Origin of the sequence: Actinacidiphila guanduensis (genome assembly GCF_900103985.1) — a bacterium.
GTDB classification, from domain to species: Bacteria; Actinomycetota; Actinomycetes; order Streptomycetales; family Streptomycetaceae; genus Actinacidiphila; species Actinacidiphila guanduensis.
On the sequence record NZ_FNIE01000006.1, the window covers coordinates 377,808 to 403,146 of the forward strand.

The following is a 25,339-nucleotide window of genomic DNA, read 5'->3' on the forward strand; positions in this document are numbered from 1 at the left end:
GCCCCGTCCCTCCTGCCGCAATGAGGCACGGCCGCTGGTGTGCGACCTGTGCATCCGGTGTATGACCCGACCTTCGGACGGTACCTCAGCATTGTCCCCCGAGGTTGCCGCCGACCGTTAACAATCCCGCTTTCCCCTGCTCCAACGGCGGGAAACCGGCGGTGGTTCCCTCAGCCGCCGTACACGTGCGGCGCGAGGGTGCCCACGAAGGGCAGGTTCCGGTACTTCTCGGCGTAGTCCAGGCCGTAGCCGACCACGAACTCGTTGGGGATGTCGAAGCCAGTGTATTTGACATCGATCCGGACCTTGGCCGCCTCGGGCTTGCGCAGCAGCGTGCAGACCTCCAGCGAGGCCGGGCCGCGCGAGCCGAGGTTGCTGATCAGCCAGGACAGGGTCAGCCCGGAGTCGATGATGTCCTCGACGATCAGCACGTGCCGGCCGGCGATGTCGGTGTCCAGGTCCTTGAGGATGCGGACCACCCCGGAGGACTTGGTGCCGGCGCCGTAGGAGGACACCGCCATCCAGTCCATCGTCACGTTGCTGGACAGCGCCCGTGCCAGGTCGGCCATGACCATGACCGCGCCCTTGAGGACACCGACGATGAGCAGGTCCCGGCCCGCGTAGTCGCGGTCGATCTGCGCGGCCAGCTCCACCAGCTTGGCGTCGATCTCGGCCTTGGAGAGGAGCACCTTCTCCAGGTCGGCGCCCATGTCGATCTCGTTCACGCGCGGTACATCCTCAGGTTTTACGACGGCGAGAAGAACAGTCTGCCATTGGCCCTGAGAACGGCGACGCCGCCCGGCAGGTTGAGCGCCTTCTGCCCGCGCCAGTCGGTCACGAGGCGGTCCACCTCCTCGATGTGCCGGGCGAAGAGGAAGCCGGGCGGGGAGCCGGCGGCGACGGCGGCGCGGCGCAGCACCCGGCGCCGGACGGCCGCGGGGAGGGTGCGCAGCCGGGTCACCTCCAGGCTGCCGTCGTCGCCGGCGGCGTCGGCCTGGGCGTCGGCGGCCCACTGGTCGAGCGCGTCGGCGTCGTCCCGGGAGAGCTGGGCGGTACGGGCCAGGGCCTCGACCACGCCCTTGCCGAGGGACTTCTCCAGCACCGGCAGCGCCTCGTGCCGCACCCGGGAGCGGGTGTAGGCGGGGTCGTGGTTGTGCGGGTCCTCCCACACGGTGATGCCCTGGGCAAGGCAGCCCTGCCGCACGGTGTCGCGGTCCAGCAGCAGGAACGGGCGGCGGTAGCGGCCGCCGGTGCCGGAGACGGCGGCCATGCCGGACAGCGAGCGGGTGCCCGAGCCGCGGGCGAGGCCGAGGAGGACGGTCTCCGCCTGGTCGTCGCGGGTGTGGCCGAGCAGGACGGCGGCGGCGCCGCGGCGCTCGGCGGTGGCGTCCAGCGCGGCGTAGCGGGCGTCGCGGGCGGCGGCCTCGGGGCCGACCCGGCGGGCGGCGCCGCCGGTGTACGCGACGCCGTGGGCGGCGGTGGCAGAGTGGGCTCCCACGGTCACGCCGACGGTGTCGACCGGGTCGAGGCCGAGCGCGCGCAGCCGCGCGGCCACTTCCTGGGCGCGGCCGGCCGAGCCGCTCTGCAGGCCGTGGTCGACGGTGACGGCGCCGGCCCGCACGCCGAGGCGGGGCGCTTCGAAGGCGAGGGCGGCGGCGAGCGCCATGGAGTCGGCGCCGCCGCTGCAGGCGGCGAGGACGAGGGGGCGGGGGTCGTCGTCGGCGGCCCCGGGGCCGCCGGCTGTTCTTCCGGCGGTGCTTCGGGCTGTCCTGTCGGCGGTGCTTCGGGCCGTGGTTTCGGCGAGGACGTCGTGCAGGACGCGGCGGACGGCCAGGCGTATCGCTGCGACCGTGGGATGGGGTCCCATGTCCGGTTCCCTCCAGGGGGCGGGGTTGCGCTGCGCGCGGCTTTGCGGTTCACGCGCTGGGTTCACGTATTGACGCAGGGTATTCAGATGGTGACAGAAACCCGGGCACATCCCGAGCATCGCACGCGGCAGCCCACGCCAACGGTCCCTCGGACGGGTGAACGTCGCTCCGCGGGTTGCGGGGGTACCCACCCCCGTGGGGGGGTGCCTGCCGGCCGGGGGGCTCCCCCGGCTCCCCCGCGGGGCGGTGCCTGGCCGGCACGGAGGGCTCCCCCGCCTGGCCCGCGGGGCGGTGCCTGGCCGGCACGGGGCTCCCCCACCTCACCGCGGGGACGGTGCCTGGCCGGCACGGAGGGCTCCCCCGCCTGGCCCGCGGGGCGGTGCCTGCGGGGGCTCAGGGTCCTCCGTATCACCTGGGGGCGCTGGGGGTAACTCCCAGGCAGAGCTCTGGGGGAGGAACTGCGCGCGCAATTGGAGCCGTGACGCGCTTCGCCACCGGGCGAAGGGGGCAGCCCGGTCCGCTCCGGACCACCGGCCGGTGGCCTGCTGAGCGCGCAGTTCCCCGCGCCCCTTCCGGCAGCCCATCTGCCCCGATCCCGCCGTTCCCGGCCACGGGCCGGTCGGTCGCTGGGCGCGCAGTTCCTCCCCCAGAGCTTCGCCTGGGGGTACCCCCAGCGCCCCTTCCGGGAACCCATCTGCCCCCGCCCCACCGTCCCCGGCCACAGGCCAGTCGGTCGCTGAGCGCGCAGTTCCCCGCGCCCCTTCCGGGAACCCGTCTGCCCCCGATCCCGCCGTCCCCGGCCACAGGCCGGACGGTGGCTGAGCGCGCAGTTCCCCGCGCCCCTTTCGGCAACCCGTCTGCCCCCGCCCCACCGTCCCCGGCCACAGGCCAGTCGGCGGCTGGGCGCGCATTTGCTCCCCCAGAGCTTCGCCTGGGAGGTAGCCCCAGCGCCCCTGGGGCGGTACGCCTTGGCCTCGCGCGTAGTGGCGGCCTTGGACGGGGCCGCATCGCTCGGCGTGAGCGTGGGGTCAGGGGTGGATGCGGGTGAGCCAGGTGGAGGGGGTGGCGATCTCGGATTTGGTGGGGAGGGTGTTGGGGGAGGTCCAGACGCGGTTGAAGCCGTCCATGCCGACTTCGGAGACGACCGCGCGGACGAAGCGCTCGCCGTCGCGGTACTGGCGGAGCTTGGCGTCGAGGCCGAGCAGGCGCCGCAGGGCCTGGTCGAGGCGGCCCGCCCCGCTCGCCCGGCGCTGCCCGAACTTCTCCCGGATCTCGGCGACGCTGGGGACGACGTCCGGCCCCACCCCGTCCATGACGTAGTCGGCGTGCCCTTCGAGCAGGGACATCACCGCCGTCAGCCGGCCCAAAATCTCCCGCTGGGAGGGCGTCTGCACGAGGTCCATGAGGCTCCGCCCGCCGTCCTCCGCGGCCTCCTCCTCCGGCTCGCTCTCCTTGCCGCCCCCCTGCCCGGCGAAGCTCTGCACCGCCTGGCGTACGCGTTCCACCACCGTGGACGCGTCGAGCTCGGTCTCGCCCAGGAAGCTCTGGATCTCGCCCTCGATGTGGTCCCGCAGCCACGGCACGGCCGAGAACTGCGTGCGGTGGGTCTCCTCGTGCAGGCACACCCAGAGGCGGAAGTCGTGCGGGTCCACGTCGAGTTCGCGCTCGACGTGGACGATGTTCGGCGCCACCAGCAGCAGGCGCCCGGCCTTCGACTCCCCCGGCCCCGGCCGCACCGGCCCGGCCGGCATCTCGCGGCTCGGCGGGGCGAACGTCTCGTACTGGCCCAGCACCCGCGAGGACAGGAAGCTCAGCAGCATCCCCACCTCCACGCCGGTGACCTTGCCGCCCACGGTGCCCAGCACCACACCGCCCGCGCCGCCCGGGCGGCGGGCCTGCATCTTGGCCAGCAAGGGGGCGAGCACCTCGCGGAACCCCGCGACATTGGCCTTCACCCAGCCGGGGCGGTCGACGATGAGGACGGGGGTGCCGTGCGGGGGCGCGTCGCCGCCCCCTTCGCCGTCCCCGGCCCCGTCATCGTCCCCGTACATCTTCGTGAACGCCCGCACGTGGGCCTCGGAGTCCCGGGCATGGGTACGCAGCTCGGCGACGATCGCGCGTGCCTCGTCCCGGCTCACCTCCGGGCCGGGGCGGGTGAGCCGCTGCGCGGTCGCCACGGCGAGGTTCCAGTCGACCATCTCGCTTCCACCGATGCTCGTCATGTCTTTTACGGTACGTTGCCGCGCGCTGTTGCGGGGGGCGGCTTCTCACCGTCCGGGCCCCCTTTCGCTCCCGACCCCAGGTCGGCGGCCTCCACGGGGCCCTCTGCCCCGACCCCGCCGTCCCCGGCCGCAGGCCGGTCGGAGGCCGGGGCGAAACCCTTTGGTACGGGGGCAGGGGTGGGGGTGTTCATGGGGAGTGGAGGTTGTCCGGAAACCGGTGGGGCGGCTGAAAGGGCGGTGTTGCGAGGGGTTTCCGGGGGGCGGCACCTTCGTGTCGTCCCCTGCTCCACCTCCCCCTCCCGTAACCCGCCGCACGGGACCGACCCCTTCGAGGAGTCGTCATGAAACCGCTCGACCTCGAGCGCGCGCGTCCCCTGGTCGTCGGCCTCTTCCGGATCGTCGTCGGCCTGCTCTTCGCCTGCCACGGTGCCGCCACCCTCTTCGGGATCTTCGGCGGACCCGAGGGCGGCGGCCCCGGCCCCGCGGCCTTCGCGTGGCCGGGCTGGTGGGCCTCCGTGATCGAACTCGTCGGTGGCCTGCTGGTGATGGTCGGCCTGGGCACCCGCCTGGCCGCCCTCGCCTGCTCGGGCTCCATGGCCTACGCGTACTTCGACGTCCACCAGCGCCACTCGCTCCTGCCGATACAGAACCACGGTGAACCCGCGGTGATGTTCTGCTGGGCGTTCCTGCTCCTCGCCGCCACCGGTGGTGGCGCCTTCGCCCTGGAGAGCGCGCTTCGGCGGCCCGCCGGCGAGGGTTCCCTCCCCGAGGAGCCGGTGGCTTCGCCCGTCACGGTCCGCTAGTCGCTGCCGCTGAGCAGTACGGCTGGTCAGTACGGGGGTGCGGCATCCCACCGCGGGGGTTCTCCTTGCGGCCGGGAGCCGCACCCCTTCGGGCTGTGGGGGTGCCCCGCTGGGCGAGCAGCCCCGCGTCCCCGGGCAACGGCTCCCCGCCGTTAGGGGTTCCGAGGATTCCCGGCCGCGGCCCGCCATGGGCTGGTCGCGCAGTTCCGCCCCCAGAGCTTCGCCTGGAAGGTACCCCCAGCGCCCCAAAAACGGCTACGCGTCTGCCCCACCCTCGCCGTTTCCGGCCGCAGGCCGGTGGCCTGCTGAGCGCGCAGTTCCCCGCGCCCCTGAAAACCTCGCCCTTCGCGCGAACGGCGAGGCCGTACAACCCAGGGGCGCGGGGAACTGCGCGAGAAAAGGCCACCGGCCCCAGGACGGCAGACAACCCCGTCGGGCAGACGGGAACCCGAAAGGGGCGCGGGGAACTGCGCGCTCAGCCTGCCACCGGGTGGCACCCGGCGGCGTACGGGAACCCTCGCGGCGAGAAGCCGCCCCGTACAAGCGATGCCGCACCCGATCAAGCCAGGGCTGCCGCCAAGCCGTCCAGGGCGGCCTCGGCCGCTGCCGCGTCGGTGGTGCCTTGGGTCATGAAGGAGAAGGCGAGGATGCGGCCCGAAGGGGTCACCACCGTGCCAGCCATCGTGTTCGTGCCCGTCAGGGTGCCCGTTTTCGCGTGGACCAGACCCGCCGCCGCGGTGTTCTTCAGGCGCGTACTGAGCGTGCCCGTGAAGCCGGCGACGGGGATACCCGTGAGGATCGGCCGCAGTTCGGGGTGGGCGGGCGAGGCCGCCAGGGCGAGGATGCGCGCCAGGGTGATCGGCGCGAGCGCGTCGTCGTGGTCGAGCCCGCTGCCGTCGTGGAAGGAAGCCCCGGGCAGGGGGATGCCGTAGCGGGTGAGCGCCGTGCGGATCGCGCGGGCGCCGCCCGCGAAGCTCGCCGGCTGCCCGGACGCGCGGGCCACCTGACGGGCGAGCGCCTCGGCGAGATCGTTGTCGCTGTACGTCAGCATCTGCTCCACCAGGTCCGACAGCGGCGCCGACTGATGGACCGCCAGCTGTGTGCCGCCCTTGCCGCTGCCGGGCACGGGCGGCCCCTGCACGGTGATGCCGTGCTTGGCCAGCAGCGCGGCGAAGTCGGCGGCGGCCGTGGCGGCCGGGTCCCAAGCGCGGGTCGCGGGCCCGCTGGTGCTGCCGTCGAGCCGCCCCTCGTCCGCCATCAGCGCGGTGACGGGCGCGAGGTTCTCGTTGTGGCCGATCGGGTGCAGGTCGGGGCCGCTGTAGAGCGAGGTGTCGTAGCCGAGGTGCACCGCGGTGGTGCCGCGGGACTTCAGCGCGGCCGCGGTGTCGGCGGCGAGTTGTGTGAGGTCGAGCGTGGGGTCGCCGCCGCCGACCAGGACGATCCGGCCCTTGCCCGTGCTCACGACCGTGGTGGTCAGCCGCGCGTCGGGCCCGAGCAGGCCGAGCGCGGCGGTCGCGGTGGCGAGCTTCGTGGTGGAGGCGGGGGTGGTGGCGGTGCCGTCCTTGTGGTCGTAGAGGACCCTGCCGCTGGTCACGTCGACGACCGCGCCGGTGCGGACCGGGCCCATGCCGTACGCCGCCATCAGCGGGTCGAGCCGGCGGTCCAGCGCGGCCGCGGTGGGGGCGGTGCCGCCGCCGGCCGCGGCGAGGACGGGTGCCGCGGCGGGCGCCGACCCGTAGGCCGGGGCCGCGTGGTGGGCCGGGCGCTGCCCGGCGGCCCGGGCGTCGCGGGCGGCGGCGAACGACCGCTCGGCCGTCCGCTGACCGCCCGACCAGGGGCCCACGGCGGCGACCAGGCCCACGGCCACCACCAGTCCTGTCGCGGCCGAGCCCGCCACGACCTGCCACGTCCTGCCGAGCGGCACTGCCGACCAGCCCCTTTCGCGACCACCCCAATGCGTGGGAGACACTTAACCACCCACACCGTGTGCTGATGACTGAGGAGTAGGTCCGTGGAGTTCGACGTCACGATCGAGATCCCGAAGGGTTCGCGCAACAAGTACGAGGTGGACCACGAGACGGGTCGCATCCGCCTGGACCGCAGGCTCTTCACGTCCACGAGCTACCCGGCCGACTACGGGTTCATCGAGAACACCCTCGGCGAGGACGGCGACCCGCTGGACGCGCTGGTCATCCTCGACGAGCCGACCTTCCCCGGCTGCCTCATCACCTGCCGGGCGATCGGCATGTTCCGCATGACGGACGAGGCCGGCGGCGACGACAAGGTGCTGTGCGTGCCGGCGTCCGACCCGCGGGTGGAGCACCTGCGCGACATCCACCACGTCTCGGAGTTCGACCGGCTGGAGATCCAGCACTTCTTCGAGGTCTACAAGGACCTGGAGCCGGGCAAGTCGGTCGAGGGTTCCGACTGGGTCGGCCGCAGCGACGCCGAGGCGGAGATCGAGCGCTCTTACCGCCGCCTGAAGGAGCAGGGCTCCCACTGACGGTGGCGTACGGGGGCACCGCCAAGCCATGCGGTGCCCCCGCGGGGGGACTGGGGGCGCCCCCGCTCCCCCGTGAAAAACCCTTCGTGCTCAAAAGCCGCGGGTGCGTTTGGCGGCGCGGCGGGGGGTGGGGGGCGGGGTGTGCAGGGCGAGGCGGGCGATCTCGTTGCCGAGGTTGACCCCGATGGCCAGCGCCAGCGCGAGGGCCGCGGCCTTGGTGAGCTGGGTGAGCGCCAGCGAGGGGTGGTGCTGGGTGAGGGCGAGCAGGCCGAAGTACGTGGCGGAGCCCGGGAGAAGGGGCCCGATCGCCGCGGTGACGTACGGCAGCACGGAGACGTACCGGTAGCGGGCCATGAGCTGGCCGAAGAGCCCGACGAGCCCGGCGGCCGCCCCCGTCGCCGCCACCTGGTTGCCGCCGGCCGACTGGTGCAGCACCCCGAAGACCGTCCAGGCCACGCCCCCGTTGAGGGTGGCGAGCAGCAGCACCGCCCGCTCGCACTGGAGCAGCACCGCGAAGGCGAGGGTGAGCACCATGGCCGCGGGCAGTTGCACCCACGGGCGGTCGTAGGAGCGCAGCGCCTGGTCCGGGTCGATCCCGCCGCCGGACCGGAAGCCGAGGTAGAGCACGAGCGTGACGCCGAGCACGATGCCGACAACCAGGTAGACCACTTCGAGCAGGCGGGCCGAGGCGGTGATGTAGAAGCCGGTCAGTCCGTCCTGCACCGCTGCCACCAGCGCCCGTCCGGGCAGCAGCGCGAAGAGCCCGCCGGTGATGACCGCCGAGGACTGCACGCCCGTCGCGCCCGGGATCCAGTGCGCGTAGCGGTCGACGAGCACGCCCATCCCGGCCGCGGGCATCGCCGCCACGGCGAACTGGTAGAACTCCGGCAGCCCGCGCCCGGCGAGCAGCCAGGCCAGCCGGTCGCCGAGCATCGCGGCGACCGCGGCCGCCGCGAAGATCACCGGCCCGCCGCCGACCAGCACGCTCGCCGCGCCCGCGAGCAGCCCGGACGCCCCGGTCAGCACCCACGTGCCGTACGGGTGCCGGTTGCGGCGGATGCCGGCGAGCCGCCGGTACGCCTCCTCCAGCGTCACCTCGTGGGCGGTGATGCCGTCCACGAGGTGGAAGACGGCGGCCAGCCGGGTGTAGTCGGTGCCGCGGCGGCGCACGGTGCGGCTCATGGTCAGCGGCGGGTCGGTGAGGGCCGGCTGGCAGGAGATGCCGAGCAGGGTGAAGGTGACGGTGGGCTCGATACGGGCCAGGCCGTACGCGTAGGCGACGCCGAACATCGCGGCCTCGACGTCCTCGGCGCCCTCGCCGCCGGCCAGCAGCAGCTCGCCGATGCGCAGGGTGAGGTCGAGCACGCGGGGCACGGCGCCGGCCCGCTCGACGGCGGGCCCCGGCCGCTCGGTGGACGGCATCCGCAACAGCGCCCGCATCCGGTCCTGCCACAGCGCCCCCTCGGGCGGCACGACGACAGGAAAACCTCCCGCAGGCGTCACCGCCCCTTCCCCCCACCCCCCGGCACCCGGCTGCCCGCCGTGCGCCATGGGCACCTCGCCACCGCCACTCCGATACCCCGGCCCCTGCCCCGTCCCGCCCGAGGCCCCGGCAGCGCCGGACCCGCCCCCGCCACCCGGCGCCGCAGCGCCGGAGGCCCCCGCAGCACCGGCGGAGCCGGACCCGCCGAAGGCACCCCGACCGTTGGCGGCGGACCCGCCGGACCACTCACGCCCGCCGGGCGCCCCGGCACCGTTGCGGTCAGCGCCGGAACCCCCCGCGCCGTCGGAGGCGGGCCGGTCGGTCAAGGCGTCAGCGCTTCTGGGCGCGGTGGCGGCCGCCACGCGAGGGCGCCGCCGCGACGGCCTCAGCGCCGAGGTCGCCGGTGGCGGCGGGGCCTTCCCCCGCCGGGGTCGCGGCCGCCTTGCCGCGCGAGCGCAGGTACTCGATGCCGATCGGCACCAGGGAGACCAGCACGACGAGGACGAGCATCGCCTCGATGTTGTCGCGGACGAAGGCGATCTGGCCGAGCCAGTAGCCCAGCAGAGTCACACCCGCACCCCACAGGCTCCCTCCGATGAGGTTGAACGTGAGGAACGTGCGGTAGTTCATCCGGCTGACACCGGCCACGATCGGGGTGAACGTGCGCACCACCGGCACGAAGCAGGCCATCACGATCGCCTTCGGCCCGTGGTGCTCGAAGAACGCGTGCGCCTTCTCGATGTTCTCCATCTTGAACAGCCGCGAGTCCGGCCGCCGGAACAGCGAGGGCCCGACCTTGCGGCCGAAGAGGTAGCCGGTCTGCTCGCCGGCCACCGCGGCCACCGCGATGAGCGCGGCCACCAGGGCGAGCGGCTGGTGCAGGGTCCCGGACGCGACAAGCAGGCCGGTGGTGAACAGCAGCGAGTCACCGGGCAGGAAGAAGCCGATCAGCAGGCCTGACTCGGCGAACACGACGAGCAGCACGCCCCACAGGCCGTAGGTGTTGATCAGGTGGTCCGGGTCGAGCCAGCTCGGTCCGAGCGCGATGTACGTCACGGGCCAAAAGTATCAATCCTGTGTTGATACAAGCGTTCCGCAACCTGCGCACGGTGCACTACCGTCTGCGCAGCGTCCCGCACGCATCCTCGCAAGTCCGGCAAGTCACACAGGTCCCACAGGCCCCGACTGTGCCGCAACTCCCCCCGCGTTCTTCCGTATCCGCACCGACACCGCGTCTGTTCGACCCACCTGGCGGCCCAAGGAAATGTCTCGCGCGATCACGTTGCACGAAGTGTCGAAGTACTACCCCAAGCAGCCCACACCCGCCGTGGACCGGTTCTCCCTGGAGATCGCGCCCGGCGAGTTCCTGGTGCTGCTCGGGCCCTCCGGCTGCGGCAAGTCCACGGTGCTGCGGATGATCGCCGGGCTGGAGGACATCACCACCGGGGAGTTGTTACTGGACGGCGAGTACGGCAACGACCTCGCCCCCGGCGACCGGAAGATGGCCATGGTCTTCCAGAACTTCGCCCTGTACCCGAGCATGACCAGCCGGGAGAACATCGGCTTCCCGCTGCGGTTCGAGATGCCCGGCACCGAGCCGGGCCCGCGGGTGGACGAGACCGCCCGCATCCTCGGCATCGAGGAGATCCTGGACCGCTACCCCGGGCAGCTGTCCGGCGGCGAGCGGCAGCGGGTCGCGATGGGCCGGGCGATCTCCCGGCACCCCTCGGTCTTCCTGATGGACGAGCCGCTGTCCAACCTGGACGCCAAGCTCCGCGCCCACCTGCGCGCCGAGATCGCCCGGCTCACCCGCGGGATGGGCGTCACCACCGTCTACGTCACCCACGACCAGGCCGAGGCGATGTCGCTGGGCGACCGGGTGGCGGTGATGCGCAGCGGGGTGCTCCAGCAGATCGGCACCCCGCGGGACGTGTACCACCTGCCGGAGAACGTGTTCGTGGCCGCGTTCGTCGGCACCCCGCGGATCAATCTGCTCCAGGCGACCGTGATCGCTCCACTCAGCGGAGGGATGTGGATCGACTTCGGCCGCCAGCGGCTGGGCCTGCCGGAACCGCTCGGCTACGACCACCAGATGCTGCGCATCCAGCAGGGCCGCACGATCATCGTCGGGCTGCGCTCGGAGGCGGTGCGGATCGCCCGGGCGAGCCAGGCGCACCCGGGCGAGGTGGCGATCAGCGGGATCGTCGAGCACGTGGAGTACCTGGGCCACGAGTCGCTGGTGCACCTGAACACCGGGTCGCGGCCGGCCATCGTGCCCGAGCTGGAGGCGCCGCGGCCCGCGCCGGCCAAGCCGGGACCGCGACGCAACGGCACCGGCTCGGGCGGCCTCGGCAAGCTGGCGCAGAAGGCGGCCCGGCGGCTGCAGGCGACGGTAACGGACCGCGAGGGCGGCTCCCACGGCGCCCACAGCGCCCACGGCGGGCCGCCCAAGCCCCCACAGACGCCGTCCGCGGTGATGGACCGCCCGGCCGCGGCACCGGAGACCGACACGGGCGACCTCGTGGTCCGTACGGGCCCCGACATCCGCGTCCGCCGCGGCGACCACGTCCCCCTCCTGGTCGACCTGGCCCACCTCTACGTCTTCGACAGCAACGGCCACCGCATCTGCCCCCTCCCCAGAGAACAACCCCACCTGGAGTAGCCCGGGCAACCGTCGCCGCCCTTTGGGGGCGCTGGGGGTACCTCCCAGGCAAAGCTCTGGGGGAGGAACTGCTCCCCCAGAGAGGGGACCCCCACAAGCCTCCGACCGGCCTGGTGGCCGGGAACGGCGAGGATGGGGCAGCCCCGTAGCCGAGGGGCGCTGGGGGTACCTCCCAGGCGAAGCTCTGGGGGAGGAACTGCGCGCCCGGCCACCAACCGGCCCGGCCGCCGGCAACGGCGGCGAACCCCAACGACGAGAAGCCCCCGTAAAAAACGAGTTTCGCTCAGACGTCCGGACCAGTTCACCCCCGCTTCACCCCGAGGGCCTAGTTTCCCCGTCGACGACCGGACGCTTGGAGCACCATGACCACCACCCGCAGCCGCTGGTTCCGGCCTCGTGCCAGGACCGGCCGGCAGGCGGCCCCCGCGGTACGTGACGAGAGCGGCCCGGCAGAGAACACCGCCGAGGACGCGGCCGCGACCGCCCCGGTCACCCCGATCGCCCCGACCCTGCTCGCCGACTGCCTGCGGGCCTGCGCCGAGCACTGCGGGACCCTGACGGCCGCCGGCCGCGGCGGCGACCACGCCGTCCTCGCGGACGCCCTGGCCGCGCTGCCCGGCGCCGAGGAACTGGCGGAGCCCGCGGGCGCCGACGGGGTCGAGGGAGCGGACGGAGCCGACGACCCCCTCACCCCCGAGTTGCTGGACGCCCTGCTGGACGCCGGTTCCAAGGCGCTCGCCTGCGGGCCCGACGAGCTGCGCCTGGCCGTCCTGATCAGCGACACCGTGCTGACCCACCGCGCCGGCTCCCGGGCCGGCTGGCGGCTGCGCGGCCGGGTGCTGGAGGCGACCGGCCGTACCGCGGGCGCCGTCGACGCCTACGAGCGCTACCTGGCCCGTACCGAGCGGGACTCCTTCGGCGTCGCCGAGCGGGTGGCCGCCCTGTCGGCCGCCCTCCGCCACGAGGAGGCGCTGGCCGGGCTGCTGGAGCGCGTACCCGCCGCCACCGCGGGTACGGGCACCGGCCCCGGCAACCCGGTCGAGGCCATGGAGGCGGCCGCCGAGCGGTTCCTGACCGGGCAGTTGGCCGCCGCCGAGCGCGACGAGGGGTACGGCCCCGCGCTGCTCACCGCGGTGGCCGAGCACTACGCCGGGCAGCGCCGGGACCGGCGGCGGGCCCCGCTCGCCGACCCCACGCTCGGCGGGGTGGAGTGGCTGAGCCTGGGCGAGTTCCGCAACCTGATCACCGGCCGCTCGCTGTGCATGGTCGCCAACTCCCCCGTGCTCGAAGGAAGTTCGCTGGGCAAGGAGATCGACTCCTACGACCTGGTGGTCCGCTTCAACTCCTTCCGCATCGAGCCCGGCGAGACCGGCGAGCGCACCGACATCCACGCCACCGGCCACCGCCACCTGCACAACTGGGACCGCCCGGTGGACACCCGGCTGATCATCTGCGGCGAGTCCGCGGACTACCGGCACGCGGTGCGACGGCTGGTGCCGGGCGCGCAGCGGCGGGTCGGGGACGACTCGGTGCGCTGGCCGGTGCGGGCGGTGGGGCGGATGCAGTCCGACGTGTGGCCGCAGGTGCCGACCACCGGCTTCAACCTGATGTGGCTGGTCGACTTCCTCGACGTCAGCCCGCGGTTCGACCTGATCGGCTTCGACTTCTTCGCCTCCGGCGCCTGGCGGCTGCCCGAGGCGATGCGGCTGCCGGTCCCGGCCGCCGCCGACCACTCCCGCGAGAGGGCCTGGGTCATGGAACGCGCCCAGCACGTCAACGGCCCGGTGATCTCCCTCCGATGAACCCCGGCACCTCATTCAGCACCGGCACCGACGCCGGCCCCGCGGGCACCACCGATCCGGCCGCGCGGGGCGGCGTGACCGGCAAGCGCCTTATCGCGTTCACCAGTTGTGTCACGGCGGACCGGCTGCCCGCCTTCCTCGGCCTGTTGCGCAGTCTCGCGCTCACCAACCCGGGCGTGTGCGAGGACTACGTCGTGCTCCACGACGGCAGCCTGCCCGCCGACGCGGCCGACCGTATCCACGCGGTGCACCCCCGGGCGCGGTTGCGCGCGATCGACACCGAACGGCTGGGCGGATGGGCCGCGTTGGCCACCGCCGGCTCCAACACGGCGGGCAGCGGGACCGCCGACCCGTTCGCGTACGCCCTCCTGGAGGCCTTCCGGATACGGGAGTTCGGCACCCTGGTCGTCCTCGACCCGGAACTGACCGCCCGCGGCGGCATCGAGCCGCTGCTGCGGCTGCGCGACGGGCTGGCCGCGGCCCCGCTGGACGGCGAAGGCCCCGACGGGCAGCGGCGGTTGGACGCCCGCGTGCTCGTGGTGCAGGCCGAGTACCTGACCGACGGCTTCTGCGCCCGCCTCGAAGCGGTGGCCCGCAGCGGCGCCCACGACCGGGCCCGCGGCGCCGCCGGCGTACTGGAGGCGGCACTCGGCGGCGACTTCGTACCGCTGCAAGGCCCCGCGGACGGCGGCCCGTTCGCCCCCGCGGCGGCAGGCACGGACCCTGCCGACGAGCCGTCCGAGGCCGAATTCCACGCCGCTTTCCTGGCGTTGAGCGCCGCCGCCCACCACGATCTGCTCGTGCACTACGGCACCGCGCATGTCGCCCGCACCCGCGACCTGCAGACCGCCCGCCGGGTGGCCACCGCCCGGATAGACGCGGGCGAGTACCAGGAGGCCGTGGACCTGCTGCGCTCGGTGGACATCCCGCTGGACGAGGCGTGGCCGCACGAGGTCTACGGGCACGCGCTGATGAGCATCTCCCGCTACGAGGAGGCCCGCGCGCACCTGCTGCTGTCCACCGCGGTGCCCAACCGCGCGGCCACCGCCTTCGCCCGCCTCGCCCACATCGCCTGGGTGACCAACGACGACGAGGCCGCGGCCGCCTACGCCCGGGCCGGTCTGTCCGCCGACCCCTCGCACGGGCCCAGCCGGCAGATGGTCGAACGCGCCACCTTGGACCTGCCCGGCACCGCGGGCGGCGTGGTGGTCAAGGAGGGCCCGGCGCACAAGCAGTTCGCGCACGTCGCCTTCTACATGCCGCGCCAGGGCAACGCCGGCGACAAGCTGCTGCCGGAGTCGGTGCGGCTCGCCTTCGACCGGGAGATCGGGCCGCGCCGCTGGCACTCCGTCCACGCGCACCGGCTCTTCGACGAGGCCGCGCTGGAGCGGGTCAACGCCCGCCGGGCGGTGGTGATCGGCGGCGGCGGCCTGTTCATCCCCGACACCGCGCCGAACGGCAACAGCGCGTGGCAGTGGAACGTCACCGATGAGGTGCTGGAGCGCATCGACGTCCCCGTGGTGGTCTACGCGGTGGGCTTCAACGCCTTCGACGGCCAGTCGTACCGGCAGGAGCGGTTCGCCACGGCGGTGCGCAAACTGGTGGAGAAGTCCGCGTTCTTCGGGCTGCGCAACCACGGCTCCATCGCGCAGGTGCGGCGGCTGCTGCCGCGGGGCCTGCACGGCAAGGTGCGCTTCCAGCCCTGCCCGACCACCGTCACCCGGCAGTTGGTCGCCGGCTGGAAGGACGCGCCGGAGCGCGAGGACACGGTGCTGCTCAACGCCGCCTACGACCGGGCGGGGCTGCGTTTCGGCCACGACTACGGCCACTTCCTCGACCAGCTCGCCCGAGCCGTGCGCGCGATCGGGCGGCACGCCGAGGTGCGCTGCGCCGCCCACGCGCTGGACGACGAGCGGATCGCCTTCGACCTGCGCCGCGAGCACGGCATCTCGCTGCCGGTGATCCCGATGTACGACCACGACTGCGACACGATCCGCGCCGCCTACGCCCGCACGAAGCTGGTCATCGGCATGCGCGGCCACGCCGGGATGATCCCCTTCGGCTGCGGCACCCCGATCATCAGCCTGATCTCGCACCCGAAGATGGCGTACTTCCTCGCCGACATCGACCGCCCGGAGTGGGGCGTCTCGGTCCACGACCGCGACTTGGCCGCCGTCCTCACCGAGAAGGCCCTGGCGGTCCTCACCGACCACCGGGCCGCGGTGGCCGACGTCCTGGGCCGCCAGGAAGAGCTCTGGCGCATCACCCGCGCCAACGCCGAGGAGATCACCGCCCTGCTCTGACCCCACCCGCCCGCGCGACCCCCACCGGGACGGCCACCACGGCCGTCCCGGCCGTCACCGGGGCCGCCGCCACCTGACGCCGTCCCACGTCGTCTGCCGCCGTCCACAGCCGTCGTCACGACGATCGCCACCGCCACGGCCCCGCCCGCGCCTCGCGGCGACGGGCTCGCACCGATCGAGAACCCTGGGGGGAACCATGGGCGCTTTCGCGCCGAGAACCGCTGCCGCGCTCTGCCTGACCGTCCTTGCCGCCACCGTCGCCGGGTGCGGCGGCGACGACCACGGCGGAGGAGCCGCCGCCAAGTCCGCCGGCACGTCCGCCGCGGCGAGCACCGCGCCCGCCACCGGCCCGACCCGGCTGCTCAGCCAGCAGGAGCTGGAGAAGGCCGCGGCCGGGCGGGCGGAGCTGCCGGGCTGGACCTTCATGACCATCGTCGGCCACACGGCCGACGGTGACGGCAACACGCCCGCCCTGGCGGACGTCCGCCGGTTCCCCGCGGTGAAGCCGGCGGCGTGCCAGCCGCTCAGCCGGATGACCACGAGCGGCATGAGCAACTACCAGGTGCACGCCCTGACGGAGGTCGTCGCCGACCGGGACAGCGACGACGACTCCGTCCCGGGGACCAATGTGCAGCTCACCGCCTACGAGCCGCATGACGCGCTCAAGGTGCTGCCCGAGCTGCGGGCCGCCCTGGCGTCGTGCACCTCCTTCGCCGGGGAGACCGACACCGATCACTACACGGCGCCGCACGTCGTGCCGTCGAAGCGGATCGGTGACGACTCCGTGGTGTACGACCTGACCACCGTCCTGGAGGACGACCCCTCGGTGGACGCCATCACGGGCGACGCCCCGAGTGGGACGGCGCGGGTGCCCTACACGTGCGAGGTGGTGCGGGTGGGCTCGGTGATCGCCGTCTACTGGGTGCAGGCCGCCGTGGGGCAGCGCGCGCGGATCCCCCAGGAGGTGGTGGCGGCGCAGACCGCCAAGCTCCGTACGGCCTGAGCCCGTTCCCCGGACGCGTGCGGTCCCGCCCCGGAGGAACCGCGCCCTTCACGCGCGGGGCGGGGCCGCACGCCCCGGGAGGACCCTTCGGGGGGAGCGCACGGTGGTGGGGTGGGCGGGGGGAACGTAGCGTCGGGGTGGGAATCCCGGGTGGAAGGACAACCGCATGCCCCTGCACAAAGGCTCCGGCACCTCGCGCGAGGTGTCCGTCAACCCGTTCTACGGGGCCGCCGACCCGGTCGGCGGGATGGAGGCGGCGCCGCCCAAGCACCGGCTCCCGGACGGGCCGATCGCACCGACGGCCGCCTACCAGATCGTCCACGACGAGCTGATGCTCGACGGGAACGCGCGGCTGAACCTGGCGACCTTCGTCACCACGTGGATGGAGCCCCAGGCGTCCGTCCTCATGGCCGAATGCACCGACAAGAACATGATCGACAAGGACGAGTACCCGCGCACCGCCGAGCTGGAGCGGCGCTGCGTGGCCATGCTCGCCGACCTGTGGAACGCGCCCGACCCCGCCGCCGCGGTCGGCTGCTCCACCACCGGCTCCTCCGAGGCGTGCATGCTCGCCGGCATGGCCCTCAAGCGCCGCTGGATGCGCCGCACCTCCGGCTATCCGGCCACCGCCCGGCCGAACCTGGTGATGGGCGCGAACGTGCAGGTGTGCTGGGAGAAGTTCTGCACGTTCTGGGAGGTCGAACCGCGGCTGGCCCCGATGACCGGCGACCGGCTGCACCTGGACGCCGAGGCCGCGCTCGCCCTGTGCGACGAGAACACCATCGGCGTCGTGGCGATCCTCGGCTCCACCTTCGACGGCTCCTACGAGCCCGTCGCCGAGATCTGCGCCGCGCTGGACGACTACGAGCAGCGCACCGGCGTCCACATCCCCGTCCACGTCGACGCGGCCTCCGGCGGCATGATCGCCCCCTTCCTCGACCCGGACCTGGTCTGGGACTTCCGGCTGCCGCGGGTGGCCTCCATCAACACCTCGGGCCACAAGTACGGCCTAGTCTACCCCGGCGTCGGCTGGGCGCTGTGGCGCGACGCCGAGGCGCTGCCGGAGGAGCTGGTCTTCCGGGTGAACTACCTCGGCGGCGACATGCCCACCTTCGCGCTGAACTTCTCCCGGCCGGGCGCGCAGGTCGTCGCGCAGTACTACACGTTCCTGCGGCTGGGCCGCGACGGCTACCGCGCCGTCCAGCAGACCAGCCGGGACGTGGCCACCACGCTCGCCGGGCGGTTCGCCGACCTGCCGGACTTCCGGCTGATCACCTCGGGCGACCAGCTGCCGGTCTTCGCGGTCACCACCACGCCGGATGTGACGTCCTTCGACGTCTTCGACGTCTCGCGGCGGCTGCGCGAGCACGGCTGGCTGGTCCCGGCCTACACCTACCCGGCGAACCGGCAGGACCTCGCGGTGCTGCGGGTCGTCTGCCGCAACGGCTTCTCGCAGGACCTCGCCGACCTGTTCACCGACGACCTGAGCCGGCTGCTGCCCGAACTGCGCCGCCAGCCGCACCCGCTCAACCGCCCCGAATCGGTGGCCACCGCCTTCCACCACTGAGCCTTCCGCCACCGAGCCTTCTACCACCGGGGCTCCCGACCGTACGAACCCGCCACCACCCGCCGTCCGCAGGAGAGGAACGAGCCATGACCGAGCACACCTACCGCGTCACCGAGATCGTCGGCACCTCCACCGAGGGCATCGACGCCGCCGTGCGCAACGGCATCCGCCGGGCCGCGCAGACCCTGCGGGAGCTGGACTGGTTCGAGGTGACCCAGGTCCGCGGCCACATCGTGGACGGTGAGATCGAGCACTACCAGGTCGGCCTGAAGGTCGGCTTCCGCCTCGAAGACGCGGCGCCCACCCCGCAGGCGCGGTAAGCGCCGCAGGCGCGGTACGGCGGGCCGGCCGGGGCAGGTTCCGTTCCCCCAGCGGGAGCGGGACTGCTCCGTCCGGGGGCGTTTGCCCGGACGGCGGCGGCCCGTATGGCTCACGTTCGGTCGCAGAATCCGACGATCCGTCAAATCCTCTTGTCATGAGGGCGGGTTTTCCGCCCGGTCCCGCGCTGCTGCCCGCGGGCCCGGGCGGGGCCCGCCGCCACGACGCCCCGGGAGCCGCCATGAGCCGCCACGCCACGCCCCCCGCCCCTCCGGAGCGCCCCGGGAGCCCGCGGTGATGCCCGAGGTGCTCTCTCCCACGCTGGACCAGCTGCGCCGCTGCACCATCGCGGTGGACATCGGCGCCGCCCGCACCCGGGTCTACCTGCGCGGCAGCGGCCTCGTCGTGGACGAGCCGAGCGTGGCCGCGGTGGACGTGCGCACCGGCGCGCTGATCGCGGTGGGCAAGCGGGCCGAGACGATGGCCGGCCGCACGCCCGACCACATCCGGGTGGCCCGCCCGGTGGCCGGTGGCGCCGTGGTGGACGTCGAGATGGCCCAGCGGATGATGCGCAACGTCCTGGGCGACAAGCTCGGCCGGCGCTGGAACCGGATGTCGCTGCTGCGCGGCTCAGCGGTGCTGCGGGCGGCGGTGTGCATGCCGCACGGCAGCGCGCCGATCGCCCGGCGGGCGGCGGTGGAGACGATGTACGGGCTCGGCGCCCGCCGGGTGGAGATGGTGGACACCCTCATCTCGGCGGCGGTGGGCTGCGGCCTGCCCGTGGAGCACCCCGAGGCCACCATGATCGTGGTCTGCGGGGCGGGCACCACGCAGGTCGCGGTGCTCTCGCTCGGCTCGATCGTGGCCGCCGAGAGCGTGCCGGTGGGCGGCGACGCGATCGACCGGGCGGTGGTGGAGCACCTGCGCAGCCGGCACGAGCTGATGCTGCCGAGCCAGTCGGTACGGCGGCTGCACCAGGTGCTCAGCGGGCCCGGCTCGCACGCCACCACCACGACGGAGGTCTACGGGCGGGACGTCGCCAGCGGCCTGGCCCGCGCGGTGACGCTGCGGACCGCGGACGTGCGCGACGCGATGCGGACGCCGCTGACCTCGGTGGTGGACGCGATGACCTCCGTGCTGCGGCAGTGCGCGCCCGACCTGGTCGCCGACCTGGCCGACCGCGGCATCATGCTGGCCGGCGGCAGCGCGCACATGCCCGGCCTGGACACGATGCTCCGCGAGGCCACCGACATGCCCGTCCACATCGCCCCCAACCCCGACACGGTCGCCGTCCGCGGCCTGGGCGCGATGATCGAGGGCCGCGTCCGCCCCATCGCCCTCTCCCCCCTGGGCATCTGACCCACCCCCGCCATGCCCGCGCGAGGGCGCTCTCCGCTGCCGTCCGGGCGGGGCCGAGCCGACGGACACCCGCGGGGGCAGGTCCCGCGTCCGCGCCCGGCGTACCGGCGAACGCCCGCGCCGGATGCCATGCCCGGCCGGGCGTGCCACGAAAGCCGGACGGTGCCCGCGAGGGCAGGACAGCCAGGCACAGCGCTCCCGCCGCCAGCGGTATCGGCCGAGCGCGGGGCCCCTGCCGACTACACGCCCAAGGCCGAGGCGGCCAGTGGCCAGCCGAGGGGAGCAGGCAGTTCCCTCAGCCGGGCCGGCACTCGCCGGACGGCACCCGGCCGGGACGGGATGTGCCTGGGGTGACCCGGGCGGGCCCGTAGGCCACGCGGGCGCGGGAGGGCACCCGGCGCCCCGCCGGAAGCCCCGGGTGCGGGGTCCGGTGGGGCGTTCTGCGGTCAGCGGACCGTTTGGGCGAGTTCGATGGCGCCATGGAGGTCGTAGGCCGCGTGGAGGGCCGAGGCGGCGGACAGGGCCAGGGCCGCGGCCAGTGCGGCGGCCAGGAGGCGCGGGGGGCGCGGCAGGCGCGCGGGCGCCGGGGGGTGGAGGAGGGCGGCGACCCGGCGCGGTACGGGGCCGGCCGTGGCGGAGAGCGCGGCGAGCGGACGGCCCGCGGAGCGCCCCGCGAGGGCCGCGCGGCCGATCGCCCGGGCGGCCAGCCGCCGGTCGCCGACGGCCCAAGCCGCGCTCTCGTCGGCCCACCGCTCCAGCGCGTAGGACAGTGGTGCCCGCAGCAGCCACAGTGCGGGGTGGCAGGCGCAGGCCAGCGCGAGCGCGCCGAGGAAGACGTGGTGCCGCCCGGCCAGGTGGGCCCGTTCGTGCGCGAGCAGCGCCTCCCGCTCGGCCGGGTCGAGCGCCCGCAGCATGCCCGCGGTCACCACGATCCGCCCGGGGCGCCCCGGGCGGCCGGGCAGCGCGTAGGCGTCGGGCGCGGAGTCGTCCAGGACGGTGAGGTCGCCGGCCACGGTGCCGGCCGCGTCCGCGGTGCGCCGGGCCCGCTCGGCGAGCAGCACATGCGCGCGGCCCGCCCGTACCAGTGCCGCGGCCACCGCGGCGAGCAGCACGGCGGCCCCGCAGGCGGCGGGCACGGTGACCTCGTCGGCGGCCACCGGCAGCACGAGGTGGCCCAGCGCGGCCACCGGCCGCAGCCGCAGCGCCCCGGCCCCGGCGAGCAGCCCGAGCGCGGCGGTGCTGCACACCGCGAGCACCACGGCCGTGCCCGCCAGCAGCCAGGCGGCCGCCCGCGGGGCCAGCGCCTCGGCGAGCCGCCGGGCCGCGGGGACGGCCGGCAGCGGCAGCAGCAGCGGCACCCACACGGCGTAGATCACGCGCCGCCGTCCTGAGCCGTGCCGGCGCCGCCCGAAAGCCCGTCCTCGCCCGCCTGACCGAGCAGGTCGCGCAGCAACTGCTCGTCCTCCGGCTTGAGTTCGGAGACGAAGCGGGCCAGCACGGTGCCGCGGTCGTCGGCGGCCGACTTGTCCAGCTCGGTCCGCATCCGGCGGGCCGCGAGCCCCGGCGAGTCCTGGACCGGCAGGTAGGCGTAGCCGCGACCGGACCGGGTGCGGCTGACGGAGCCCTTCTCGTGGAGCCGGGCCAGGATCGTGGTGACGGTGGTGCGCGCCAGGGCCGTGCCCAGCTCGCGCTGCACGTCCGACGGGGTGAGGGCGCGCCCGCCGGCCGCCCACAGCGCGGCCAGCACGCTGGCCTCCAGCTCCCCCGCAGGGCGGCGACCCGCGCTCGCCTCATCCATCGGTCGATCGCCCCTTCCCACTCATTCGTCTACAGTGATGTAGACCGTCTACACGACTGTAGACGGACGGGCGCCGGAAAGCGCCCCGCAGACCATTATGGGAGGGCTCCACCGCCATGCCCCTGCCGCTGCCGGACCTGGCCCTGAATCCGCTGGACGCGACCTCGCTGCTGTCGTCCTTCGGCGCGCTCGGCATCGCCGCCGTGCTCTTCGCCGAGACCGGCCTGCTCGTGGGCTTCTTCCTGCCCGGCGACTCGCTGCTCTTCACCGCGGGCCTGCTCTGCGTCCCCGGCGGCTCCCGCTCGCTGCATCTGTCGCTGTGGCAAGTGCTGCTCGCGGCGGTGGCGGGCGCGCTGCTGGGCGCCCAGGCCGGATACGTGCTCGGGCGCCGCGGCGGCCCCGCGCTGCTGGCCAGGAGCCGGTCGCGGCGGCTGCACGAGGGCGCCGAGCGGGCCGGCGAGCTGCTGGACCGCTACGGCCACGCCAAGGCCGTCGTCCTGGCCCGCTTCATCCCGGTGGTGCGCACCGTGCTCAACCCGCTGGCCGGCGCCCTCGGCGTCCCGGGGCGCACCTTCGCCCTGTGGCAGTGCGCGGGCGGCGCGGTCTGGACGGTCGGCCTGGTGCTGGCCGGCTACGGCCTCGGCTCCTCGATCCCGAGCGTGGACACCTACCTGCTGCCGGTGGTGGCGCTGATCGTCGTGGTCTCGCTGGTCCCGCTCGCCCTGGAGGTACGCCGCTCCCGCCTTGCCCCGGCCGCCGCCGGCACGCAGGGGCGCCACGCGGCGGGCAGAGCCGGCACGGGCCCGGCGGAGCCCGGGTACGGCGGGGGCGCGTACGGCCCTGACGAGCACGGCGCGGAGTACGGCACCGGCGCTCCCGGCTACTCCGGCACGACGGAAGGAGAGCGGCGATGAGCGCGGTCCTCGACTCGAGCGTCGACGCGGGCCTCTACCGCTGGGTGGTGCACGCCTCGCAGCACACCCCGGCCCCCCTCGACGACACGGTCCGCTTCTTCAGCGACTACGGGCTCGGCCTGTTCGCCGTGCTGATGCTGCTCGCGTGGTGGCGGGCCCGGCCCGCGGACGAGGGCCGGATGGCCGCGGTGCTCGCGGTGCCGCTGGTGGTGGTGGTCGCCTACGGGGCGAACGACGTGGTGAAGTCGATCGTCGGCGAGCAGCGCCCCTGCCGGACGCTGCACGTGACCGGGACGGTCGAGGCGTGCCCGGGGCTCGGCGACTACTCCTTCCCGAGCAACCACGCCGCGATCGCGGTGGCCGCGGCGGTGGCGCTGCTGTTCGCCGACCGCAGGCTCGGGCTGGTCGCGGCCCCGTTCGCGCTCGCCCTGGCGCTGTCGCGGGTGTGGATCGGCGTGCACTACCCGCACGACGTGCTGGCGGGGATCGTCGTGGGCGTGCTGGTCGCCTGGCCGCTGATGTCGCTCACGCACTTCGCGGCGCCGCTCGTGGCGCGGCTGCGGGTGACACGGCTGCGACCGGTGCTGGCCGACTCCTGAGCCCGGTTCGGGTCCCTCCCGGGTGCGTCCCGAGTGATCGGCGACCGCTTCGGGAGCGCCGGACGGGTGCCGGACGGGTGCGCCCGAAGTGCCCGGCGACCGCTTCGGAAAGGCTGGCCGGCTGCCGGCCAGGTGCCGACCGACGGCGGCCCGATCCCGGCGCGGGTGCCGTCCAAGCGCCTTCGGCGTGCTGGTGCGGCCGACCGCAGGCGGGGGCGCGCCGCCGTTCGGCGCAATGACGGGGGGCGCCCACCCGGGGGTGTGATCGTCGGATTTCCGGATCACCTCTACCGGGATCACGCCTAGCAGAAGGAGTGCCATGCGCACCCGCACCCTACTGGCCGCCTGCGCCCTCGCCGCCGCCGTGCTCGCCGGGACCGCCGGCGCCGCGACCGCCCAGAGCGGGCCGACCACCGTGAACGGCAACGGCTCCAGCGAGTCCTTCGGCAACACCACGACAGGCGGCAACCTCAGCCCGCAGATCGGCCTGGTCCAGGGCTCGCTCAACAAGCCCTGTGTGGCCGTCCCGGTCAACGCCGACCTCGGCTCGCTGGTCGGCCTGGTGCCGATCACCGTGCAGGACATCAATGTGCTGGACTCGTCGCAGAACCAGCAGTGCGCCCAGAACTCCAGCCAGATCCAGGGCGACGGCCCGCTCTCGCACCTGCTGTCCGACGACGCGGTGCTCTCCGGCAACGGCTGAGCCCGCGTCCGCCCCGGCGGAAAACACCACGGCGGCCGTCCGCGCTCCCCGCGCGGGCGGCCGCCGTGCCAGGCCCTTGGGACGTACCTCCGGCGCCGGGCGCCGGACGGTGGTCAGGCGCTCTGCGCGGCCTCGATCTCCAGGGCGATCTTGATCTTGTCGCTGACCGCGGCACCGGCGGCGCCGCCGGTCACGCCGAAGTCCGAGCGGCTGATCTCGGTGGCGGCGGAGAAGCCGGCGATGGGGTGGCCCTCGTAGTGGGTGCCGAAGCCGTTGAGCTCCAGCTGCAGGGTGACGGGCTTGGTCACGCCGTGCAGGGTCAGGTCGCCGTCCACCTCGAACAGCTCGGCGGTCTTCTGCCGGATACCGGTGGAGGAGAAGGTCAGCTCCGGGAACTTCTCGACGTCCAGGAAGTCCTCGCCGCGCACGTGGTTGTCACGCATCTCGTTGTTGGTGCTCACCGAGGTCGTCTTGATGACGGCGTTCACGGTGGACTCCAGCGGGTTCTCCGCCGTCACGATGGTGCCCTCGAAGGTCGCGAAGTGGCCGCGGACCTTGGAGACACCGAGGTGGCGGACGTAGAAGGACACGTCGGAGTGGACCGCGTCGATCGTCCAGGTGCCGGCGACGTAGCCGTCGATCGTTTCGGTCTGCGTGGTCATGTGGGGCTCCTTGCGGGTGCACGGCGAATCGCGAGAATGATTGAGCTTTCACAGACCCTAGCGCTCTGGAGTTGAAACTTCAACCACCCTTATGCTGGGTTTATGGACGAGGTGCGGTGGCTCACGGCGGCGGAGCAGGAGATCTGGCGGGCGTACATGACCGCCACCAATGAGTTCGCCGCGCACGTGGACCGGCAGCTGCGGCGGGACGCGGGCATGCCGATGGCGTACTACGAGATCCTGGTGCGGCTCTCGGAGTCGCCGGAGCGGTGCCTGCGGATGAGCGACCTCGCGGAGGTCTCGCTCTTCTCGCGGAGCCGGTTGTCGCACGCGGTGTCCGCGCTGGAGAAGAACGGGTGGGTGGTGCGGCGGCCCGCCGACGCGGACCGCCGGGGGTGGGTGTGCGAACTCACCGACGAGGGGTTCGCCGCGCTGGCGGCCGCGGCGCCGGGGCATGTCAGTACGGTGCGGGCGCATCTGTTCGACGTGCTGACGGCTGAGCAGCTCGATGCGCTGCGGGAGATCGGGCGGGCGATCACGGCGGGGTTGCGTACGGAGTGCGCCGAGGCTCGGCGCGAGGCCGAAGAATGCGAGTGAAGGGTTCCTCGGTGTAAGGGTTCCGTCTCGTTCCCGGCCGCAGGCCGGTGGGGGCTTGTCGCGCAGTTCCGCCCCCAGAGCTTCCGCCTGGGGGTACCCCCAGCGCCCCCAAGAACGGCAGACCGTCTGCCCCCACCCGCGCCGTTCCCGGCCGCAGGCCGGTGGCCTGCTGA

Annotated in this window: 21 protein-coding genes and 1 pseudogene; 13 read left to right on the top strand and 9 right to left on the bottom strand. The window is 74.0% G+C overall.

Annotation, left to right across the window (positions count from 1 at the left end; all coding sequences use genetic code 11):
* Nucleotides 1–170: 170 nt before the first annotated feature.
* The 3 genes from hpt to BLR33_RS15840 all read right to left on the bottom strand — a co-directional run bounded on the left by hpt (nucleotide 171) and on the right by BLR33_RS15840 (nucleotide 4,090).
* Nucleotides 171–710, bottom strand: a complete 540-nt coding sequence (gene hpt / locus BLR33_RS15830) for a hypoxanthine phosphoribosyltransferase (RefSeq protein ID WP_093785215.1) — start codon at nucleotides 708–710, stop codon at nucleotides 171–173.
* A gap of 35 nt (nucleotides 711–745) precedes the next feature.
* A complete protein-coding gene (gene tilS, locus BLR33_RS15835) occupies nucleotides 746–1,867 on the bottom strand; it encodes a tRNA lysidine(34) synthetase TilS (protein ID WP_093785087.1) in 1,122 nt (373 codons plus the stop codon).
* A gap of 1,029 nt (nucleotides 1,868–2,896) precedes the next feature.
* On the bottom strand, nucleotides 2,897–4,090 hold the full coding sequence (locus BLR33_RS15840) for a zinc-dependent metalloprotease (protein WP_093785088.1): 1,194 nt from the start codon (nucleotides 4,088–4,090) through the stop codon (nucleotides 2,897–2,899).
* A 341-nt stretch (nucleotides 4,091–4,431) separates the two neighbouring features.
* Between BLR33_RS15840 and BLR33_RS15845 the strand changes: the two genes are divergently transcribed.
* Entirely contained in the window at nucleotides 4,432–4,893 is a 462-nt protein-coding gene (locus BLR33_RS15845; protein ID WP_093785089.1) for a DoxX family protein, read from the top strand.
* 559 nt (nucleotides 4,894–5,452) lie between these two features.
* Here BLR33_RS15845 and dacB read toward each other — a convergent pair.
* Nucleotides 5,453–6,817, bottom strand: a complete 1,365-nt coding sequence (gene dacB, locus BLR33_RS15850) for a D-alanyl-D-alanine carboxypeptidase/D-alanyl-D-alanine endopeptidase (protein ID WP_093785090.1) — start codon at nucleotides 6,815–6,817, stop codon at nucleotides 5,453–5,455.
* An 87-nt stretch (nucleotides 6,818–6,904) separates the two neighbouring features.
* On the opposite strand from dacB, the gene BLR33_RS15855 reads away from it, so the two are divergent.
* A complete protein-coding gene (locus BLR33_RS15855; protein WP_093785091.1) occupies nucleotides 6,905–7,396 on the top strand; it encodes an inorganic diphosphatase in 492 nt (163 codons plus the stop codon).
* 90 nt (nucleotides 7,397–7,486) lie between these two features.
* Here BLR33_RS15855 and BLR33_RS15860 read toward each other — a convergent pair whose 3' ends face one another.
* Together BLR33_RS15860 and BLR33_RS15865 are read right to left on the bottom strand one after the other, a co-directional pair.
* Nucleotides 7,487–9,205, bottom strand: a complete 1,719-nt coding sequence (locus BLR33_RS15860; RefSeq protein ID WP_245771427.1) for a threonine/serine exporter family protein — start codon at nucleotides 9,203–9,205, stop codon at nucleotides 7,487–7,489.
* Between the two features lie 4 nt (nucleotides 9,206–9,209).
* Complete coding sequence (locus BLR33_RS15865) at nucleotides 9,210–9,935, bottom strand: DedA family protein (protein ID WP_093785093.1); 726 nt, start codon at nucleotides 9,933–9,935, stop codon at nucleotides 9,210–9,212.
* 208 nt (nucleotides 9,936–10,143) lie between these two features.
* Here BLR33_RS15865 and BLR33_RS15870 point away from each other — a divergent pair, with 208 nt between their 5' ends.
* The 7 genes from BLR33_RS15870 (at nucleotide 10,144) to BLR33_RS15900 (ending at nucleotide 19,893) form a co-directional block, all read left to right on the top strand.
* Nucleotides 10,144–11,541: an ABC transporter ATP-binding protein gene (locus BLR33_RS15870; protein ID WP_093785094.1), complete on the top strand. Its 1,398-nt coding sequence runs from the start codon at nucleotides 10,144–10,146 to the stop codon at nucleotides 11,539–11,541.
* 362 nt (nucleotides 11,542–11,903) lie between these two features.
* The gene (locus BLR33_RS15875) at nucleotides 11,904–13,343 is read left to right on the top strand and encodes a glycosyltransferase family 29 protein (RefSeq protein ID WP_093785095.1); all 1,440 of its coding nucleotides are present in this window, start codon (nucleotides 11,904–11,906) and stop codon (nucleotides 13,341–13,343) included.
* Complete coding sequence (locus BLR33_RS15880; RefSeq protein ID WP_093785096.1) at nucleotides 13,340–15,646, top strand: polysaccharide pyruvyl transferase family protein; 2,307 nt, start codon at nucleotides 13,340–13,342, stop codon at nucleotides 15,644–15,646. The genes BLR33_RS15875 and BLR33_RS15880 overlap by 4 nt, the downstream gene beginning before the upstream one ends.
* 196 nt (nucleotides 15,647–15,842) lie before the next feature.
* Nucleotides 15,843–16,649, top strand: coding sequence for a hypothetical protein (locus tag BLR33_RS15885; protein ID WP_093785097.1), 807 nt, complete (start codon nucleotides 15,843–15,845; stop codon nucleotides 16,647–16,649).
* 166 nt (nucleotides 16,650–16,815) lie between these two features.
* Nucleotides 16,816–18,216: a glutamate decarboxylase gene (locus tag BLR33_RS15890; protein WP_093785098.1), complete on the top strand. Its 1,401-nt coding sequence runs from the start codon at nucleotides 16,816–16,818 to the stop codon at nucleotides 18,214–18,216.
* Nucleotides 18,217–18,302: 86 nt separating this feature from the next.
* Nucleotides 18,303–18,536, top strand: a complete 234-nt coding sequence (locus BLR33_RS15895; RefSeq protein ID WP_093785099.1) for a dodecin — start codon at nucleotides 18,303–18,305, stop codon at nucleotides 18,534–18,536.
* A gap of 295 nt (nucleotides 18,537–18,831) precedes the next feature.
* Entirely contained in the window at nucleotides 18,832–19,893 is a 1,062-nt protein-coding gene (locus BLR33_RS15900) for a rod shape-determining protein (RefSeq protein WP_093785100.1), read from the top strand.
* A gap of 446 nt (nucleotides 19,894–20,339) precedes the next feature.
* Here the strand turns inward: BLR33_RS15900 and BLR33_RS15905 are convergent, their stop codons facing one another.
* Both BLR33_RS15905 and BLR33_RS15910 read right to left on the bottom strand, forming a co-directional pair.
* Entirely contained in the window at nucleotides 20,340–21,269 is a 930-nt protein-coding gene (locus BLR33_RS15905; RefSeq protein ID WP_093785101.1) for a M56 family metallopeptidase, read from the bottom strand.
* A complete protein-coding gene (locus BLR33_RS15910) occupies nucleotides 21,266–21,691 on the bottom strand; it encodes a BlaI/MecI/CopY family transcriptional regulator (protein WP_093785102.1) in 426 nt (141 codons plus the stop codon). Before BLR33_RS15910 ends, BLR33_RS15905 begins: the two co-directional genes overlap by 4 nt.
* Nucleotides 21,692–21,807: 116 nt before the next feature.
* Here BLR33_RS15910 and BLR33_RS15915 point away from each other — a divergent pair.
* From BLR33_RS15915 to BLR33_RS15925, 3 genes and pseudogenes are all read left to right on the top strand, one after another.
* A pseudogene (locus BLR33_RS15915) lies at nucleotides 21,808–22,455 on the top strand (DedA family protein); the annotation flags it as partial.
* A 146-nt stretch (nucleotides 22,456–22,601) separates the two neighbouring features.
* Nucleotides 22,602–23,204: a phosphatase PAP2 family protein gene (locus tag BLR33_RS15920; RefSeq protein WP_093785104.1), complete on the top strand. Its 603-nt coding sequence runs from the start codon at nucleotides 22,602–22,604 to the stop codon at nucleotides 23,202–23,204.
* 319 nt (nucleotides 23,205–23,523) lie between these two features.
* Nucleotides 23,524–23,907: a rodlin gene (locus BLR33_RS15925; RefSeq protein WP_093785105.1), complete on the top strand. Its 384-nt coding sequence runs from the start codon at nucleotides 23,524–23,526 to the stop codon at nucleotides 23,905–23,907.
* 113 nt (nucleotides 23,908–24,020) lie between these two features.
* Here BLR33_RS15925 and BLR33_RS15930 read toward each other — a convergent pair whose 3' ends face one another.
* Complete coding sequence (locus BLR33_RS15930; protein ID WP_093785106.1) at nucleotides 24,021–24,569, bottom strand: YceI family protein; 549 nt, start codon at nucleotides 24,567–24,569, stop codon at nucleotides 24,021–24,023.
* 102 nt (nucleotides 24,570–24,671) lie between these two features.
* On the opposite strand from BLR33_RS15930, the gene BLR33_RS15935 reads away from it, so the two are divergent.
* Nucleotides 24,672–25,166: a MarR family winged helix-turn-helix transcriptional regulator gene (locus BLR33_RS15935; protein ID WP_093785107.1), complete on the top strand. Its 495-nt coding sequence runs from the start codon at nucleotides 24,672–24,674 to the stop codon at nucleotides 25,164–25,166.
* Nucleotides 25,167–25,339 lie beyond the last annotated feature (173 nt).